Source organism: Sporosarcina sp. Marseille-Q4063 (genome assembly GCF_018309085.1).
Taxonomy (GTDB): Bacteria; Bacillota; Bacilli; order Bacillales_A; family Planococcaceae; genus Sporosarcina.
In genome coordinates, this window is sequence record NZ_CP070502.1 from 747,084 (window position 1) to 765,559 (window position 18,476).

Genomic DNA, 18,476 nt, shown 5'->3' on the forward strand with positions numbered 1-18,476 from the left:
TCCTTGTGACATATAGAATGCACCGGAATGAAAAAATCATGCGTGTCGTTTTATTGGTAATTTATTCTTTTAGAAAAACCAACTAAAAAACGGCCAAGATTATTACAGAAAGTCAGCAAACTCGTCTTTCTCTTGTCTCGGTAAATGATAAATCTTTCGTTCGTTGATCGCTTCTTCAATAAGTGGTTCAAAATCAACAAAACTTTCGTAGTGCTTAACCTTTTCTAACTTTGGTTTTGTTTTAGGTTTAGCTGGCGTAAAAATTGTGCAACAGTCTTCATAGGGACGAATGGAAATATCATACGTTCCAATTTTGGTTGCTAAATCGATAATTTCAAGCTTATCAAATGAAATTAACGGGCGTAATACGGGCGTTGACGTTACCGCGTTAATTGCAGTTAAGCTATCGAGCGTCTGACTCGCTACTTGACCCAGGCTTTCTCCCGAAATAATACCTAATGCGTCAGCTTCTACACGGACTTTATCAGCTATTTGCATCATTATTCTTCGAGTTGTCGTCATTAATTCGCCGTCAGGAATTTTGTTAACAATCAATTGTTGGAGTTCGGTAAAAGGTATTACATGAAGTCTAACGGAAGAACCGAAAGAACTTAATTTTTCAGCAAGATCAATCACTTTTTGTTTTGCAAGTTCACTTGTAAACGGTGGACTTTCAAAATGAATCGCGTCAATTGCAACGCCGCGTTTCATCAGTAAGTAGCCAGCTACAGGGCTGTCAATGCCACCTGATAACATAAGAAGCGATCTTCCATTAGACCCAACCGGCATTCCGCCAGCACCTGGATAGACCTTCGATGTCAGGAAAGCCCCTTCTAGTCGAATATCTACAAATAATAAAATATCTGGATTCTTCATTTGTACTGTAAGTTCCGGAAAATTCCGAAGTACATGCGACCCGATTTTTTGCTGCAATTCATTTGTTACAAAGGGAAACGATTTGTCGGTTCTTCTTATTTCTACTTTAAATGTTTTCCCATTCGTTTCGCCTGAACCTACAACTTCTAGCGCAGTTTTCAAAATATCATCCATTGTTGCTGAACATTTGGCAACTGGACTGAATGATTGGATGCCAAAAACGAATGGTAATCGTTTTATCGCTTCTTCCATGTCATCCTTGCCATCGGCGTATAGAAACATACGGTCACGTTCAGATTTAATTTCAAAGGAAGTTAAATCACTTAAAGCCGTTTCTATATTATTTTTTAACTTTCGAACAAAGTAATTTCGATTTCGACCTTTCAATGAAAGTTCGCCGTAACGAATTAATAACTCATTCCATTTCATTTGATTTCCCCCTCTGTAAAATGTCAACGAAACTAGAAAATACTTTTTCAAATTTCACCACATCGGATAATTCATTGTTTTCACCAAAACTAATGCGAATGACGCCTTGTTTATATGGTTCAGTTAGTCCAATTGCTTCAATTACATGTCCAGCTTGTCCACTTTTCGATGAACAAGCACTAGATGTAGAAACAGTGATGCCATTTTCCTGAAAATGATTGACAGCAACTTCACCTTTAATTCTAAAAAAGGCAATCGATAATATATGCGGTGCGCTATTTTTTTCTGCCAGTATGATGACATCTTTTGTATCTTTTATATAATTCACCAAACGTTGTCGCCAGTTGGAATAAATTTCAGTCGTATTTTTCTCAGTTATTAGACGCATAGCTAAAGCAAGAGCCGCCGCATCTGGTACAGATACCGTGCCGCTGCGAATACCAAACTCTTGTCCCCCGCCAAAATTTATCGATTCTGGAAGCAGACCTTTACGTGTAATTAAAGCGCCAGAGCCTTTTAACCCGTGAATTTTATGAGCAGATACCGTTATCGCATCCGGACCTTCGTCAGCGATTGAAACTGGCAACATCCCGATACTTTGAACCGTATCGGAATGAAAAATTGCGCGAGAATGCTGTTTTATTATTTTTGCGCATTCTTCAATAGGTTGGATTGTTCCTATTTCATTATTCACATGCATGATGCTTACTACGGTAGTATCTTCTCTAAGTTTTTCGGCCAATTCATCCACTGAAATCATGCCGAATTCATTAACCGATAAATAATCGACAACAAATCCTTCTTTTTCAAGTTGCTTAGCGGCATTAATAATTGAAGGATGTTCAATTGACGTCGTAATGATATGGTTTCCCCTAGATTTAAATTTACGCGCAAAACCTAATAGCGCTAAATTATTCGCTTCTGTTCCGCCGGAAGTAAAAATCACTCGTCCGTCGGGCGCCCCAACGATTGACAGTATTTGTTCACGCGATCTTTCGAGAAGCGCTTCCGCTTCTTTTCCAGCAAGGTGCAATGAAGCTGCGTTGGCATAAAATCTTTTATTCACTTTGATAAAAGATGAAAGCACTTCCTCACTTGGAGCCGTCGTTGCACTATTATCTAAATAAATCATGAAAAACCATTCCTTATTTTTATTTGCCCTGATTATGGACAGTTATTCACTTCTTTTCGTAACAAAGCCACCTGCACAAATGATAAGTGTGCGGTGGCTGTAGTTACTTCACAACTTCTTTAATTGGGTTATTTTCTTGTACAAGTTCTTCAATTCGATTCATTGCGCCTGGCTCAACGTCTTCAACAGCAGTCGCTGCTTCCTCTAGCGCTTTTTCGTAACGGAACTCTCTGAAGGAATTCTCAGCTTCTAATAGGCGTCTATGTACTTCTTCGTTTGAAGTACGGTAACGGTTTCCGTACTGGATTATCCATTCAATGAGCATTACGTTTTCCAAAAGTTCTTTCACTTTTTCACTAACGACATCCACTGATTGCTTGGCGTTTTCTAAATAATTATTGACCAAGTTCATATTTAACGGTACTTCTTCCAAGCTTTGATTGACGATGTAGATTTGCTCTTCGGCTTCTTCCAATCGCGCATCCATTTCATCAGGGATGCCTGGAATATTTCCTTTATAAAGAGAACGTTCGACATCTTGCATTTTTTTTGTTAATCGATCAAGTTCTTTACGCACATTGTTTTCATCGATTCGCAAGCTTTTGATACGTTCTGCGAAGCTCTCTCTTGCTATGGCGATTTGATCAAGTTCAGATACAATGGCTTGTAATTCTTCTTGTAAGCTTGACGCAGCTGACCCTTCATCCTCAATGCGCATCGTCAACAATTCAAAACGCTTGTTTAACTTTTCGAGTTGATCCATCGCTTCAGTCGGAATTTCTGACTCTTCTTCATTTAAACGATAACTTTGTTGGACTAATGCCGCTTCATCAAATGTGGATTTTGTTAATTCGGATACCTCAGCCAATTTTTCTGCAATTAGCATATAGTTACCTTCAATAAATTGTTTTGCTACGACTTCATTTTCAAGTGCATCATAAAAAGCGTCGATTCTTTTGTTGATTGTATCTATTTTTTCCTGAATGGTATCAATTTGAAGCTTTTCTATTTTAATGATTAATGTATCAAGTGTCTTTTCAATCTCATCGAATTGTTTCGGAAGTTCTAAATGTTGCAAGTAATAGGATTGCTCTTCCATTCCTTTCGAACCGTTTCGAAGTTCGCGGATAGAAGCGGGAATTTTGTTTTGAAGTTCCACGAGTAATGATGGGATACGATCAATTAATGAAAAGAGATACTCCCCTTTTTCGCTTTGCGTGATAACAATTTCACGCGCTCGTAAATAATTGCCGTTTGCAGTTAATTCATCGTAATCGGCGAATTTCGGATTAAATGATTCAAGCTCTTCCTCAAGAGGTTTAACCGCCATTCCAAAGGAGTGTTGGTGAGCTAGAACTTTTTTTCGTGCGGCGCGATGATATTCTTTCAACAGTTCCATTTCAACGCGATTCTTCTCTTCACTACCGACAAGTTCGTTCAATTCTGCAAGAAGGTCGGTCATTTTCTTTTCGCAGAACTGAATTTTCTCTTCTATCTCTGCTTCGACTTTAGTCGCTTTACCGAACCGGAATCTATCGACAAAATCTTCGGCATCGAATAATAGTGAATCGATTTCGATCATATGTATATCCATTACTTCGGTCCATTCATGTCGCCAACGTTCGAATTTTTCTTCAGTTTCGCCTGTCATATTTAATTGTTTTATTTTTGTCATTTCCTCAAAAATCGGTTCATGTTGGATTTTCAACTTTTTTTCTTCTAGTTTTGCAATTTGACGAATATGTTTACGCCTATATAAGAAGGCGATGATTGTTAAGATTATAAGTGCGATAATTGGAATGATTAAGTATTTCATCGTCGTCCTCCTGTTCAATTAACTATACCCTTATATTATCCCATATCGTACCACGTTTGAATACTAATTACTCGAAAAATGATATAAAAAATCTTTTTTGGTCGAATGAATTTACGGTTTTTGTATTTCCATGTCGAAAACTGTATACTAAATGTTATATATATTAATTGAATAGGGGTGCTTTTTTTGAATTCAACTGTAGAATCGAATCACGCTATTTCTAAAGAGTATACACAACTATCCAACCAATTGGATGCACTTCTCACAGGTGAAAGTAATTTAACTGCAAATTTAAGTAACGCGTCCGCATTATTAAATCAATTTTTCGATCGCATTAACTGGGTTGGGTTTTATTTAATGGAGGACGGAGAACTTGTTCTCGGGCCTTTTCAAGGACTTCCGGCTTGTGTGCGTATTAAGGTTGGAAAAGGCGTGTGCGGAACTTCTGTTGAAAAAAGAGAATCGATTGTTGTACCGGATGTAAATGCTTTTCCTGGTCATATCGTCTGCGACGCGGCATCACGTTCTGAAATTGTTGTTCCGATTATTAAAGATGATGTTGTATTGGGTGTGCTTGATATTGATAGTCCGGAATTAAACCGTTTTTCTGAGGAAGATCGCGTGGGGCTGGAGCTTGTTGTTTCGACTTTGGTAAAACATTTATAAAAATAACTTTTGCGAGTACTTGAATGTTTCATTATTCGAGTACTCGTTTTAATTAGACCGTTGATTTCCGTGGCGGGCTACGCTTTCCTGCGGGCGAGCGTCGAGCCGCTTCCCTCGCTACGCTCAGTCCAGGGTCTCGTCTGTCTCGCTGATTCCGCGGGAGTCTCCGCCCGCCACTCCAATCAACTTACTTCATTATAGAAAGAAAGTTATTTGGTACTATCTTTCTTATTTCATTTAGCATACGTGTAAACACAAAAAAGTAAGTGGAAAATAATATGAATTCCACTTACTTTTTGATTTGTTATTTGTTTGAACTCACTTCAGTTATTTTCATTTTATCAAATGCGCCTGCCAGGTCTGCTAGTAAATCATCTGCATTCTCTAGACCTACTGATAGGCGTAGTAATGAGTCTGTGATTCCCATGGATAGACGGTTTTCTTCTGGTACTACAGAATGAGTCATTGTCGCTGGGTGTTGGATGAGTGTTTCGGCGTCTCCTAAACTTACAGCAATTTTTATGAGGGACAAGCTGTCCATAAAGTGCTGTGCGCCTTCACGACCGCCTTTGATGGTAAATGAAATGAGTCCCCCGCCTGCTGACATTTGACGTTTTGCAATTTCGTATTGAGGATTGTCTTTATCAAATGGATAGAAGACTTTTTCAACTAACGGATGATTTTTCAAATAAGTGAGAAGCTTTTCAGCATTTGAAGTGTGACGTTCCATTCGAACAGGCAAGGTTTTTAATCCGCGAATTAATAGCCAAGCATCAAATGGAGATATAATGCCGCCGTAATCCTTTTGGACACTCATTCGAATTTGGTCCATTTCTTCCTTGTCATTTCCAACAAGCAATCCGGCAATGACATCCCCGTGGCCGTTAATATATTTTGTTGCACTGTGCAAGACAAAGTCCGCCCCGATTGTTAATGGGTTTTGTAAATAAGGCGATGAAAATGTGTTATCGACAACGACTTTTAAACCATGGCGCTTTGCGACGTTCACGACTGCATGGAGATCGACGAGTTCCATCGTTGGATTAATCGGCGTTTCGACATAAATGCATACCGTTTCTGGTTTAATCGCTTTCTCAATTTCTTCTTCGGTACCCATCTGAATCAAATCATGCGTGATGTTATACTTCTCTTCCATCATAGATAAGAGTCCAAAAGTACATCCGTAAATACCGCGTGTGCAAAGGATGTGATCACCCGTCTTTGTTAAATGGACGAGAACAGTACTTACTGCGGCCATTCCTGACCCAAAAGCAAGTGCTCCTTTACCGTTCTCCAACATCGTCATTCTTTCTTCAAGAACATGCACGGTCGGGTTACCCAATCGAGAATAAATCGGTCCCGCTTCTTCGCCGGAAAAACGTTGCTCGCCTTGTTTTGCCGATTCAAACGAAAAAGTTGAAGTTTGATAGAGTGGCGTTGTTAAACTTCCGTGATGAGCTTTATCGTCATAACCTTCATGAATAACTAACGTATCTTTGTGTAGTTTATTTTCCTTCATTATTTACACCCCTTCTTCACTTGAAAGTCTTTCACATGACAACTACACTATAACGCTCTTTGATTAAAAGGAAAAGAAAAAATTATGAGATAATAGTAGATTGAATTCGGGTAATGCAAAAGAGCTTGACTCTGCAACCGCATCTTGGTATGATAGTCGTTGTGTAAAATAGTTGCAGCAGTTATGTGTTTCGATCTGTTCAGTCTATTCCTTTTAAGAGGTGCACCGCGTAACCTTCAGGCTGCGAAGGCGAAGTTGCAAGATAATAGAATGGCAATCGAATTGAACATATCTGGTCTTATTTTACAACAAAATAAAACCAAATTAGAGGAGGAGTCTACTATGGCTCGCTATACAGGTCCAGCTTGGAAATTATCTCGCCGTCTTGGCATTTCACTTTCAGGCACAGGAAAAGAAATTGAAAAACGTCCATACGCACCAGGACAACACGGTCCTACTCAACGTGTTAAACTTTCCGAATACGGAATGCAGTTACAAGAAAAACAAAAACTTCGTTTCATGTTTGGTGTAAACGAACGTCAATTTAGAACACTATTCAATAAAGCTGGTAAAATGCCAGGTAAACACGGTGAAAACTTCATGATTCTTCTTGAAACTCGCCTTGATAACCTAGTATACCGCATGGGTCTTGCACGCACTCGTCGTGCTTCACGCCAACTAGTTAACCACGGCCACATTTTGGTTGATGGAAAACGCGTTGACATCCCATCATTCAGCGTTAAACCAGGTCAAGAAATTTCTCTTCGCGAGAAATCTCAAAACCTTGATGTTGTTAATGAAGCACTAGAAGTGAACAACTTCGTTCCTGAATATGTTTCATTCGACAAAGACACTAAAGTTGGTTCATTCGTTCGCATGCCTGAACGCAGTGAGCTAGCAGCAGAAATTAACGAAGCACTTATCGTTGAATTCTACAGCAGAAAGTAATATTTCGAAAAAAGAGTCCTTTATGGGACTCTTTTTTTTGGTTTCGGAGTAGGTTGAAAGCCATGTTTTGCAGATATGTTGATCAAAGTGTCGGAATTCGGATATCCACTCTAAACCTATGGATATCCAAGACACGCCCACTTTTTTATTGTCCCAAACCTCTATTTTTAAACCTCAATACTGAAACCTTATAATCAATATATGCACCAATGAATCCAACAGGTATACCGCCAGCAGACGCCGAGAGTAAAATGATGAATAGATTTATTTTCTCTATTTTTTGGTACAAAATGAAAAAGATTAAGGCCATTCCGATTGCTATGAATATTACCGTGAAATAATATGTAATTTGGATTCTCTCTTTTACCTCTTGTTCCTCTCCTGCCAACCGTTCAGTCATATCACGCCCTCGTTTCTTGGAACGATAGTAATTTATATCATTATTTACTTCTCACTATCGTTTCAAACAACTTTCCGTATAATTTTAAACAGTTAGCGAAGTATATGGCTAAACTAATGAAGGAGTTTAGCCATGAAAAGTAATGTGATCAAAGAATTAAATACCTTCTTAGAAGGTAATTTTATGGCAATTCATGCTTATGAAAATTATATTCATCACATCGATGACGTCGATATAAAACAGGTTCTTCAAAAAATCCAACAAGAGCATAAACAACATGCAATGATGATTGCAGAAAGAATCCAAAATCTCGACGGTATACCTGTTGATGATGCAGGCATGATGGGAAATGTCGCAGAATTTATTAACAAGATAAAAGGTTCTACTAAAGGTTCCACTGACATTTTGAAAGATGCACTTGTTGGTGAACATAGAGGTATTGAAAAATCTAAAAAACTCCTTGATGGTGATCTAGATCCTGAAAGTCGAGCACTCGTTAAAAACATATTGGACGTCGATCAAAAACACGTTGACCTACTAGATAGGCTCGCCCACTAGGCAAAATTGCAATATCATATTCGCCTCATCAAATTTCACTCGAAAGAATGTAGGTTCAAAGCCCTGTTTTGCGGATATATGTGAAAAATGCGCCGATATGTCGTTCTAAATGTCGGATATACGGTTCAAATCGTCGGATATATGCATCAAACCTACGGATATCCGGAGCACACTCCCCTTTCTTCTGGTAAACTTAAGAAAATCGATGTGAGGTGATGTTCCATTGAAACTTATTTCAATTTGTCCAAGTAATACTGAGCTTCTAGCTTATCTCGGCATGATTGACCAATTAATTGCTGTTGATGATTTTTCAGATTGGCCTGAATCCGTTCATGCCCTTCCCCGCCTTGGTCCAGATTTATCAATTGATATGGACAAGGTAGAGTCGCTTAAACCAGATTTAGTTTTAGCTTCCTTGAGTGTTCCGGGAATGGAAAAGAATATTGAAGAACTTAAAAATCGTGACATTCCATATATCGTCTTAGACCCTCAAAGTCTAAATGATATTGCAGATGACCTACTATTGGTTGGACAAGAATGCGGAATTGAAGAAAGAGCAAATATTGTTCACAAGGAATATTTGGGGTTTATTGATGAGATGAAAAAACGGGCTTCGACGGTGACGAATACGCCGACACTTTACTGGGAATGGTGGCCGAAACCAATTTTTACGCCTGGTCGTATCAATTGGCTGACGGAGATAAGTGCCATTTCAGGCGGCTTAAATGAATTTCGCGACGTGGAACTTGCCAGCGTACAAACTGACTGGGAAGATGTATTGCAGAGAAACCCGGATTACATACTGCTTGCATGGGTTGGTGTGCGACCCGCCAAAGTGAACAAAGAAGTTGTTTTAAAGCGGCCGGGCTGGAAAGACTTGCTCGCCATAAAAAATGATCGTTTTTCTATTATGGAAGAGGAGTTATACTGCCGCCCTTCCCCGCGTCTTTTAGAAGGTGCTTTAAAGCTTGGAAAAATGATTCATCCAGACATTTACAATGACTTGCAACTACCAAAATGGATTGTATCGGTTTAATTATAAAAAGGCTATTCTCCTTGTAATAAAGGAAAATAGCCTTTTTGATTTAAATAAATTTAACCATCGTGTAATTACGTCTGCCCCGGCGAACGATTGTAAATTCATCTTCCAATCGATCAGCAGCGCCGACTACATAATGCGTATCCGTGATTCTTTCGCCGTTAAATGAAATGGCACCATTATTTACGTCTTCTCTTCCCTGGCGTTTCGATGAAGATATACCTGCTTCAACAATGAAGTCGACGATGTTTTTATCTTCTTTCGGCATTTCAGAAGAAGGTACATCTTTGAACGCGTCTTTCATTTCATCCGCAGAAAGTGATTTTAAATCTCCGCTGAACAAAGCTTTTGAAATTCGAATTGCATTGTCCAGTGCTTCTTGACCATGAATAAGTCGCGTCATTTCTTCCGCTAATGCTTTTTGTGCTTTACGTAAATGCGGTTCTTCTTGGACCGTTACTTCAAACGCTTCGATTTCTTCGCGTTCAATAAACGTGAAGATTTTCATGTATTTAATGACATCTGCGTCAGCCGTATTAATCCAGAATTGGTAAAATTCATATGGAGAAGTTTTTTCAGCGTCTAACCAAACTGCCCCTCCTGCTGATTTACCGAATTTTGTCCCGTCCGCTTTTGTTACCAATGGAATCGTAATTCCGAACGCCTTCGTTTCTTCATCATGCATTTTCCGAATGACTTCGAGGCCAGTCGTGATATTACCCCACTGATCCGATCCGCCAATTTGCACTCGGCAACCGTAATTATCGTATAGGTGGTTGAAGTCAATTCCTTGGATTAACATGTACGAGAATTCGGTAAATGAAATTCCGCTATCTAAACGTGATGCCACATTATCTTTTGCTAGCATGTAGTTAACGCCTAAAAGCTTCCCGAAATCACGTAAAAACTCAATAATCGTCATCGAGCCAATCCAGTCATTATTATTGACCATTTGCGCACCGTTTTCGGAATTGAAGTCAAATATTTGTTCCATTTGCTTTGTGATACCCTGTACGTTTTTGTCAATTTGCTCCGTTGTTTGAAGCTGTCTTTCTTCTGAACGACCAGATGGATCACCGATCATTCCTGTTGCCCCGCCGACGAGTAAAATTGGACGATGTCCGTGCATTTGGAAACGACGCAATGTTAAAAGTGGCACGATATGACCAATATGCATGCTGTCTGCCGTAGGATCCACTCCGCAGTAAAGCGAAATTTTTTCTTTGTTCAATAAATCCTCAAGACCCTCTTCATCAGTTTGTTGATATAGCAGGCCTCTCCATTTCAAATCATCCAATAATGTGTTTGTCATTTGAACTCCTCCTAAAATTTAAAAATCCCCGCATGATTTAATAAAAAATCATGCAGGGACGTTAATTTAAATAGTAACGCGGTACCACCCGGCTTGAGAATAAATTCTCCGCTCGAAATCGCATTATCGCCGCGAACGCGCCACACTCCAAAGCTGTAATTCGTATGCGATGTACCGAGCAACTTTCACCAGCCGTTGCCTCTCTAAACGGTTCCATAGCCACTACTTCGGCTCTTTCATTATGCAGATTAAGTATATATTTATTAATAATAACTTATTATATGATAATGTCAATAAAAGTTGTTTGATAGCCATACAATTGTGCTATAATAGGAACGATTTAAGGAGGTCGATAAGGTTGAGTGAAAACCAAAATAAACCAATCAAAGAACGATTGAAACAAATAGAGGAAAAGCTAGATTCACTGACAAATACCAAATGGGCGAAGAATTTAAGAATCACATCAGGCGTTTTTTGGAATTTATTTCTTGTATCTATCATTTTCGGAATAACGCTTACCATATTCGCAGCTTCAGTGGGTGCTGGATATTTTGCATCTCTAGTTGCGAAAGAGCCACTTCGTTCAAAAGATGAAATGCGTTCTACAATTTTTTCGTACGAAGAAACTTCTGAAATATACGCTGGCGATGTCTATATTGGCCCTGTTAGCGCAGATATTACACGGAAAGAAATTAAACTTGAGGAAGTTTCTCCATATGTCATCGATGCCGTTCTCGCAACCGAGGATGAATACTTCGAAACACATGAAGGAATTGTGCCAAAAGCAATTTTCCGAGGATTATTTCAAGATGTAACAAATGCTGATAGTCAAACTGGTGGCTCAACATTAACCCAGCAATTGATAAAACTTCAGATATTAACAAACGAAGTTTCATATGAACGTAAAGCAAAAGAAATTTTGCTTGCCATGCGACTTGAACATTTCATGGACAAACATGAAATATTGGAAGCATACTTGAATATCATTCCATACGGCAGAAACTCGAACGGAGATAATATTGCAGGAATTGAAGCAGCAGCTGAAGGCATATTCGATTTAAAAGCGAAGGATTTAAACCTTGCCCAATCAGCTTATATAGCCGGGATTCCACAAGCGCCTTTTGCCTATACTCCCTTTTACAATCAAAATCAGTGGTTAAAAGAAGATGAAGGTTTAAAGCCTGGTATCAATCGCATGAAAACAGTGCTTTTCCGAATGAAAGAAACGGGATACATTACGGAATCAGAATATAATGAAGCAATGGCTTATGACATTAAATCAGACTTCCGTGAAGCACCACTGCGTACGAATGAACGTTATCCTTATTTAACGCAAGAAATTCAAAATAGAACAATTGATGTTCTTGCAAAGGTATTAGCTGAAAAAGATGGAATTGATCCAGAACGTTTGGAGAATGAAGGCAAACTTAAAGATAAATATTCCATTTTAGCCCGTCGAGAAATGACAAGTGGAGGCTATCGAATTTATTCGACTATTGACTTGAAATTATACAATCACTTCCAAAAAGTATCAAAAGATTACAATGACAAATTTGGTCCCACGAGGTATCCAAAAGGTGTCGACAAAGAAACAGGAGAGACAATAGAACTAGTACAACCGGTTCAAGTTGGAAGTATGGCCATTGAAAATAGTACGGGTAAAATACTCTCTTTTGTTGGCGGCAGGGATTTTGAAGTCGAAAAACTAAATCATGCAACCCAAGCCCCCCGCGAAGTCGGTTCTTCCATAAAACCACTTCTAATCTATGGTCCAGCTATTGAATATGGACATATCGGTGCTGGAAGTCCAATAGCTGATGTTTGGTTTCAAACTACGAAATATGGTTTGACTGGGAGCGGGAAACCATATTCGCCCAAAAACTTTATAAAAACAGAACAAATGGGTGTCATTCCAGCTCGACAAGCTTTGGCGTCTTCGCAAAACGTTGCAGCAACGAGATTATACGAACAGATAATTGATAAGAGACCATTAGAGTTTTTGGAGAAGATGGGATACTCCAAAGTAACACCTCTTCATTATGCATACTTATCTTCAGCACTTGGACCGATTAACGCTACAGTTGAAGAAAATGTTGGGGCCTTTGCAACATTGGCCAATAATGGTCAGTTTATCGAACCATATATAATAGAACGCATAGAAGATATGGATGGAAATATCGTATTTCAACATGAAACAGAACCTGTCGATGTATTTAGTCCACAAACGGCTTATATTATTACTGATATGTTACGAGATGTTCTTACAAACCGAAGAGGAACCGCTCAAATCATGAAACAAAACTTAAATTTCAATCTCGATTTGGCGGCTAAAACTGGTACTTCAGATGATTTTGGAGACGCATGGCTGGTAGGCTATAATCCAAATATTACCCTGGGAGTATGGATCGGATATAAGTACCGAAATGATAGTCTTGAATACGGGGAAAATAAGTACGGACCACCTAGTGCACGGGTCAACAAACTTTATGCAAACTTTATGAACGGGATTAATGAAGTCAGACCGGAGATCCTAAAAGCCGATTCAAAATTCAAAATTCCTGAAGGTGTCGTTACACGTTCGATGTGTGGTATTTCCGGACTTGCACCATCAGCAGAATGTTCTGCTGCAGGTCTAGTCACTTCGGATTTATTCAACGCAAATGTGTTTGTTCCGACAAAGCCGGATGATAGTCTCACTTCTTCTTCCTATGTCCAGATGAATGGGAAAAAGTACAGAGCACTTCCTTCGACGCCGAAAGAATTCGTTGTATCTAAAGGCGGAATTGGCGTAACTCAGGATTACATTGACTGGATACTGCGTCCTTTTGGAGGCAATCCGGAATATCTATTCCCTAATAATTCATCCTTTGCTAAAAATGTAATTTCAGAAACGAAATTTGAAGCTGATGACGCAGCACCTGCTGCAGTTAGTCTTAAGTTAACAGACAAGAAGATAACCTGGGCAGCTTCGGCGTCCAAAGATGTTATCGGTTATTATGTCTATTCCGGCGATAAAAAGATTGCAACAATTCACGACGGTGCATCCTACTCACATTCAATCGGACCTGGTTCATATACCGTAAAAGCCGTCGATATTACAGGTAAATTATCTGGTGCTTCTAACACTATCTCATTGGAAAAGGAAGAAGAACCGCCCGAAGAAGAACCGGAAAAACCTAAGGATCCACCGAAAGATGAAAAACCAGGAAAGCCTAAGGATCCTCCAAAAGATGAAAAGCCAAAACCAGAAAAACCTGGTAAACCCGGTAAGCCTGAAGATCCACCAGAAGATGAAGATCCTCCTGGTACTGATCCGCCAGATGACGAAGAATAAATAACAAATAAAAGGCTTGCTCTCACGTTGAAAACGTAAAGAGCAAGCTTTTTTATTTTCCACAAATCACGCATTCAGTTCCCATGATTTCAATACACTCCGCATTATTTTGCCACTGCGGGTTTTTGGCAGTTTATCTTTAAATTCGATTTCTTTCGGAGACGCATATGCGGCTAGTCCTTTTCGAACAAAACTTTTGATATCCTCTTCCAATTCACTTGATGGATCAAAACGCTCTTTTAGCACGATATACGCTTTGATGACTTCCCCTTCCACCGGATCCGGTATTCCAATTACACCGGCTTCTTCAATTGCTTCGTGTTCAAGAAGTTTTGCCTCGACATCAAATGGACCGACTCGTTCCCCGCTTGTCATAATGACATCGTCTACACGGCCTTGAAACCAGAAGTAACCATCTTCATCCATAAAAGCCGAATCGCCGGTGATATACCATTCATCATTAATGAAACTAGAATCGAATGCTTCTTTATTATTCCAAATGCCGTGCATCATCGCGGGCCAACCTTTTTTAATCGCGAGATTGCCCATTTCATTCGACGGCAATTTATTCCCTTGATGATCAATGATTGCTATTTCGACTCCCGGTACGGCTTTGCCCATTGAACCAAACTTTATCGGCAAGCATTGGAAGTTCGCAATCATTTGCGCACCGGTTTCAGTCGTCCACCATGTATCGTGAATACGTAAATTGAACGAATCGATTCCCCATTGAATAATTTCAGGGTTCAGTGGTTCTCCTACTGAAAGAATATGCCTTAAAGAGCCTAAATCATGTTTTCGCAGTTGGTTCTCCCCTGCTCCCATCAGCATGCGGAAAGCAGTCGGGGCGCTGTACCATACGGTGACGCTATATTCTTCAATGACATTGTACCAACCCTCCGGGGAAAACTTATCGCCTAGAACAACAATCGTAGCTCCGGCAAGCATTGGCCCGAACATGCCGTAAACGGTTCCCGCCACCCAGCCAGGGTCAGCTGTGCACCAATAAATATCCTCATCCGTTAAATCGAGGACCCAGCGCGTCGTTTGCAATTGCTGGACCATCGCTTTTTGGGTTAGAACAATTCCATTCGGTTTTCCCATGGTGCCCTCGGTATAATGAAGAAGTGTTGCATCTTCTTTTGTTAACCAAGTTAGTTGGAATTTGGATGACGAAGCTTTCAAATGCTTAAGAAAATCAATTGTCTTCTCATCTTCCTTTATATCTTCTCCTACAACAAAAATTGATTCCAAATGCGGTAATTTGTGCACCGGTATTTGATTGAGAAGTTCTGACGTTGTAACAATTGCTTTAGCTTCACTATCTAGGAGCCGTTCATAAACGGCATCTTCCTTAAAAACATCAAACAATGGTCCGACAATTACACCTAGTTTTAATGCGCCAAAAACAGAAAAGTAAAGTTCAGGTGAACGCGGCATGAATACAAACAACCTGTCCCCTTTTGTTAATGAAGACTGATTTCGAAAAAGGTTTGCGGTTTTATTTGTCATCTTTTTCATTTCGAAATACGTATAGGATTCTTTTCGTTGACTGTCTTTATAATAAAGCGCTACTTTATTTTTTCGATAAGATGCTGCGTGGCGATCGATTGCTTCATAAGCGATATTTATTTTTCCGCTCTCATGCCAGCTAAATACTTTTTCAGCATCTATCCAATTAAATTCTGCTGTTGTTTGATTATAATGCTTTAACTGATAATCCCCTTTTATAACTGGAAGCGTTTTCATATATGAGTTCCACCCTTTCAAAAACTAGTACACATTCATTCTACAACAGATACACTGAAATATGTAAATAATTCTTCATTTCCATTTGTTTTCGGAATGTAACAATAAATAGGCTTACACGAGAACTTTATGTTGTATACTATTACTATAGTCATTTATAAGTGAGGCGGTGGCAATTATGGAACATAAAAAAACATATAATGCAATGGAAATTAAACATAAGAGCGGCGATATAATTATCGAAGGCCCTATCTCGTCGAAGGAATTAGCCAGTCTCGATTTCCATGAGGATTTGACGGCATTTCGACCAGCTCCACAGCAACATGAAGCACTCGTAAATATTGCTAAACTACCCGAAGGCCGAATTATTATTGCGCGTGAATTAAACGAAGTTGTCGGTTATGTAACGTATGTGTACCCTGATCCGATGGAAAGATGGTCAGAAGGTAATATGGAAAACCTAATCGAATTGGGTGCCGTCGAAGTGATTCCAAGGTTTCGCGGCGGCGGCGTAGGCAAAGCGCTTTTAGCCGTTTCCATGATGGATGACGCGATGGAAGATTATATCATTCTTACTACGGAGTATTACTGGCACTGGGATTTAAAAGGAACAGGATTAAATGTTTGGGAATATCGGAAAGTGATGGAGAAAATGATGAAAGTCGGCGGACTCGAATACTATGCAACGGATGAACCGGAAATTAGCTCTCATCCGGCAAACTGTTTAATGGCACGCATCGGAAAAAGGGTTGACCCCGAATCTGTGCAACAATTTGATAATTTACGATTTCAAAATCGCTATATGTACTAACTCCCTGGAAAGTAGGTGTAGTCATGTTAATCGAAGAAATCATGAAACAAGATGTAGTCACGCTTTTCCCATCCAATACAGTGAGGGATGCGCTTGAAATTATGTTGGAAAACAAAATTCGGCATCTCCCAATTATTACAGAAGACCGGGCAGTCGTCGGAATCATTACTGATCGTGATTTAAAAGGGATTGTTCCTTCAACGATGTCTGACATTCGCGATAAAAGTGTATATGATATTAAATTATCCGAGGTAATGACCAAAAACCCAATTACAGCTCACCCGATGGATTTTGTTGAAGAATCCGCGGTCGTTTTTTATTCCAATCAAATTGGGTCTTTACCGATTGTTTCAAATAATAAACTCGTCGGCATCATAACGGAAACAGACTTGCTTTATAAGTATATTGAACTTACCGGCGCTCATCAGCCGGGTTCACAAATCGAGGTTCGCGTCCCGAATATACCAGGTATTCTATTTGAAGTATCCAAGGTATTTTACGAACAAAAAACAAATGTCCTGAGTGTTCTTGTTTATCCTGATAAAGAAAATGCGGCCAACAAAATACTAGTCATTCGAATTAAAACGATGAATCCGCTAAAAGTCATTGACGGGCTTAAAACGGAAGGGTTTGAAGTTCTATGGCCAAATGTACCGGGAATTTCATGATGAAGAAAGATGCTGTGTTCATTTATTCCAAAGAACAATTAGGATACTCTTTTTCCGATTCCCATCCGTTTAACCAAAAAAGAATTGTGTTAACCTTGGACCTGCTAAAAAAGTCTGGGGCCATTACAGATTCTGATATTATTGCGCCGCGAATCGCAACGGATGACGAACTCCTTCTTGCACATGATGCAAAGTTTATCGACATCGTGAAAAGAGCCGGTAAAGGTGAAATAAAAGAAACGGCTGGTGAAATGTATGGAATCGGCACAGAGGACACACCGATTTTTCCGAACATGCATGAAGCTAGCGCAATGCTCGTTGGCGGGACATTGACGGCAGTTGATGAAGTAATGAGTGGACGCGCAAGGCACGCCCTCAATTTAGGCGGTGGGCTGCACCACGGCTTCAAGGGTCGCGCTTCGGGCTTTTGCGTATACAATGATAGTTCTGTCGCGATTAAGTACATACAACAAAAATACGGGGCCAGAGTTCTATATATTGATACTGATGCACACCACGGCGACGGAGTTCAATGGAGCTTTTATGACGATCCTGATGTTTGTACATTATCGATTCATGAAACTGGCCGCTATTTATTCCCCGGTACGGGTAGTGTTACTGAACGTGGCAATGGTAAAGGGTACGGTACGTCTTTTAATTTTCCAATCGATGCTTTTACGGAAGATGAATCATTTCTTGAGGTTTATCGAACAGCGTTTAAAGAAGTAACGGAGTATTTCAAACCGGACGTCATTTTAACGCAAAACGGGGCTGATGCGCATTACTTCGACCCCCTCACCCATCTCTATGGAACAATCAATATTTTCCATGAAATTCCGCGTCTTGCACGTGAAATGGCTAATAAGTATTGCGAGGGCCGATGGATTGCAGTTGGCGGCGGGGGTTATGATATTTGGCGAGTCGTCCCGCGCGCATGGGCGCATCTCTGGATTGCGATGAACGGCATTGATGCACCTACAGGTCCTTTGCCAGCCGAATGGGTAAAGAGATGGCAAAGCGAGTCTCCAGTGCCGTTAGTAGAAACTTGGGAAGATCCGGTTCCATTATATAAACCAATCCCGAGAAAAGAAGAAATCACGGAAAAGAATGCCCAAATGCTAGAACAGGCATTGCATTTAATACGAGAAAAACGTGAGAGTTGCTAGACATACTTTAATATCATTAAAAGAACAGCCCTTATTTCGGAAAAATCCGTAAT

General features: G+C 39.8%; 15 protein-coding genes. 8 read left to right on the forward strand and 7 right to left on the reverse strand.

All coding sequences use genetic code 11. The features are described from left to right. Positions 1–102: 102 nt before the first annotated feature. From thiI to ezrA, 3 genes are all read right to left on the reverse strand, one after another. Positions 103–1,305, reverse strand: coding sequence for a tRNA uracil 4-sulfurtransferase ThiI (gene thiI, locus JSQ81_RS03835; protein WP_212606408.1), 1,203 nt, complete (start codon positions 1,303–1,305; stop codon positions 103–105). Beyond that, positions 1,292–2,437 (reverse strand): cysteine desulfurase family protein, encoded by a 1,146-nt coding sequence (locus tag JSQ81_RS03840; protein WP_212606409.1) that lies wholly within the window; start codon positions 2,435–2,437, stop codon positions 1,292–1,294. Before JSQ81_RS03840 ends, thiI begins: the two co-directional genes overlap by 14 nt. 103 nt (positions 2,438–2,540) lie before the next feature. Then, on the reverse strand, positions 2,541–4,253 hold the full coding sequence (gene ezrA / locus JSQ81_RS03845) for a septation ring formation regulator EzrA (protein WP_212606410.1): 1,713 nt from the start codon (positions 4,251–4,253) through the stop codon (positions 2,541–2,543). 186 nt (positions 4,254–4,439) lie between these two features. Between ezrA and JSQ81_RS03850 the strand changes: the two genes are divergently transcribed. Next, complete coding sequence (locus JSQ81_RS03850) at positions 4,440–4,919, forward strand: GAF domain-containing protein (protein WP_212606411.1); 480 nt, start codon at positions 4,440–4,442, stop codon at positions 4,917–4,919. Positions 4,920–5,223: 304 nt separating this feature from the next. Here the strand turns inward: JSQ81_RS03850 and megL are convergent, their stop codons facing one another. Further along, positions 5,224–6,438 (reverse strand): methionine gamma-lyase, encoded by a 1,215-nt coding sequence (gene megL / locus JSQ81_RS03855; RefSeq protein ID WP_212606412.1) that lies wholly within the window; start codon positions 6,436–6,438, stop codon positions 5,224–5,226. A 342-nt stretch (positions 6,439–6,780) separates the two neighbouring features. Between megL and rpsD the strand changes: the two genes are divergently transcribed. Next, positions 6,781–7,386, forward strand: coding sequence for a 30S ribosomal protein S4 (gene rpsD / locus JSQ81_RS03860; RefSeq protein WP_212606413.1), 606 nt, complete (start codon positions 6,781–6,783; stop codon positions 7,384–7,386). 145 nt (positions 7,387–7,531) lie between these two features. On the opposite strand, the gene JSQ81_RS03865 is transcribed toward rpsD, so the two are convergent. Next, positions 7,532–7,786 (reverse strand): hypothetical protein, encoded by a 255-nt coding sequence (locus tag JSQ81_RS03865; RefSeq protein WP_212606414.1) that lies wholly within the window; start codon positions 7,784–7,786, stop codon positions 7,532–7,534. Between the two features lie 132 nt (positions 7,787–7,918). Between JSQ81_RS03865 and JSQ81_RS03870 the strand changes: the two genes are divergently transcribed. Next, on the forward strand, positions 7,919–8,344 hold the full coding sequence (locus JSQ81_RS03870) for a ferritin-like domain-containing protein (RefSeq protein WP_212606415.1): 426 nt from the start codon (positions 7,919–7,921) through the stop codon (positions 8,342–8,344). Positions 8,345–8,567: 223 nt separating this feature from the next. Next, positions 8,568–9,380 (forward strand): cobalamin-binding protein, encoded by an 813-nt coding sequence (locus JSQ81_RS03875; protein WP_212606416.1) that lies wholly within the window; start codon positions 8,568–8,570, stop codon positions 9,378–9,380. Between the two features lie 49 nt (positions 9,381–9,429). Here JSQ81_RS03875 and tyrS read toward each other — a convergent pair whose 3' ends face one another. After that, complete coding sequence (gene tyrS / locus JSQ81_RS03880; protein WP_212606417.1) at positions 9,430–10,695, reverse strand: tyrosine--tRNA ligase; 1,266 nt, start codon at positions 10,693–10,695, stop codon at positions 9,430–9,432. Between the two features lie 358 nt (positions 10,696–11,053). On the opposite strand from tyrS, the gene JSQ81_RS03885 reads away from it, so the two are divergent. Beyond that, a complete protein-coding gene (locus tag JSQ81_RS03885) occupies positions 11,054–14,029 on the forward strand; it encodes a transglycosylase domain-containing protein (RefSeq protein WP_249336625.1) in 2,976 nt (991 codons plus the stop codon). A gap of 66 nt (positions 14,030–14,095) precedes the next feature. Here the strand turns inward: JSQ81_RS03885 and acsA are convergent, their stop codons facing one another. Continuing rightward, on the reverse strand, positions 14,096–15,778 hold the full coding sequence (gene acsA / locus JSQ81_RS03890; protein ID WP_212606419.1) for an acetate--CoA ligase: 1,683 nt from the start codon (positions 15,776–15,778) through the stop codon (positions 14,096–14,098). A 178-nt stretch (positions 15,779–15,956) separates the two neighbouring features. On the opposite strand from acsA, the gene JSQ81_RS03895 reads away from it, so the two are divergent. From JSQ81_RS03895 to JSQ81_RS03905, 3 genes are read left to right on the forward strand one after another with little or no spacing between them, the layout of a single operon-like run. Beyond that, positions 15,957–16,589, forward strand: a complete 633-nt coding sequence (locus JSQ81_RS03895; protein WP_212606420.1) for a GNAT family N-acetyltransferase — start codon at positions 15,957–15,959, stop codon at positions 16,587–16,589. Between the two features lie 23 nt (positions 16,590–16,612). Continuing rightward, a complete protein-coding gene (locus JSQ81_RS03900; protein ID WP_212606421.1) occupies positions 16,613–17,257 on the forward strand; it encodes an acetoin utilization AcuB family protein in 645 nt (214 codons plus the stop codon). Beyond that, a complete protein-coding gene (locus JSQ81_RS03905; protein ID WP_371812503.1) occupies positions 17,230–18,423 on the forward strand; it encodes an acetoin utilization protein AcuC in 1,194 nt (397 codons plus the stop codon). The genes JSQ81_RS03900 and JSQ81_RS03905 overlap by 28 nt, the downstream gene beginning before the upstream one ends. Positions 18,424–18,476: the final 53 nt, after the last annotated feature.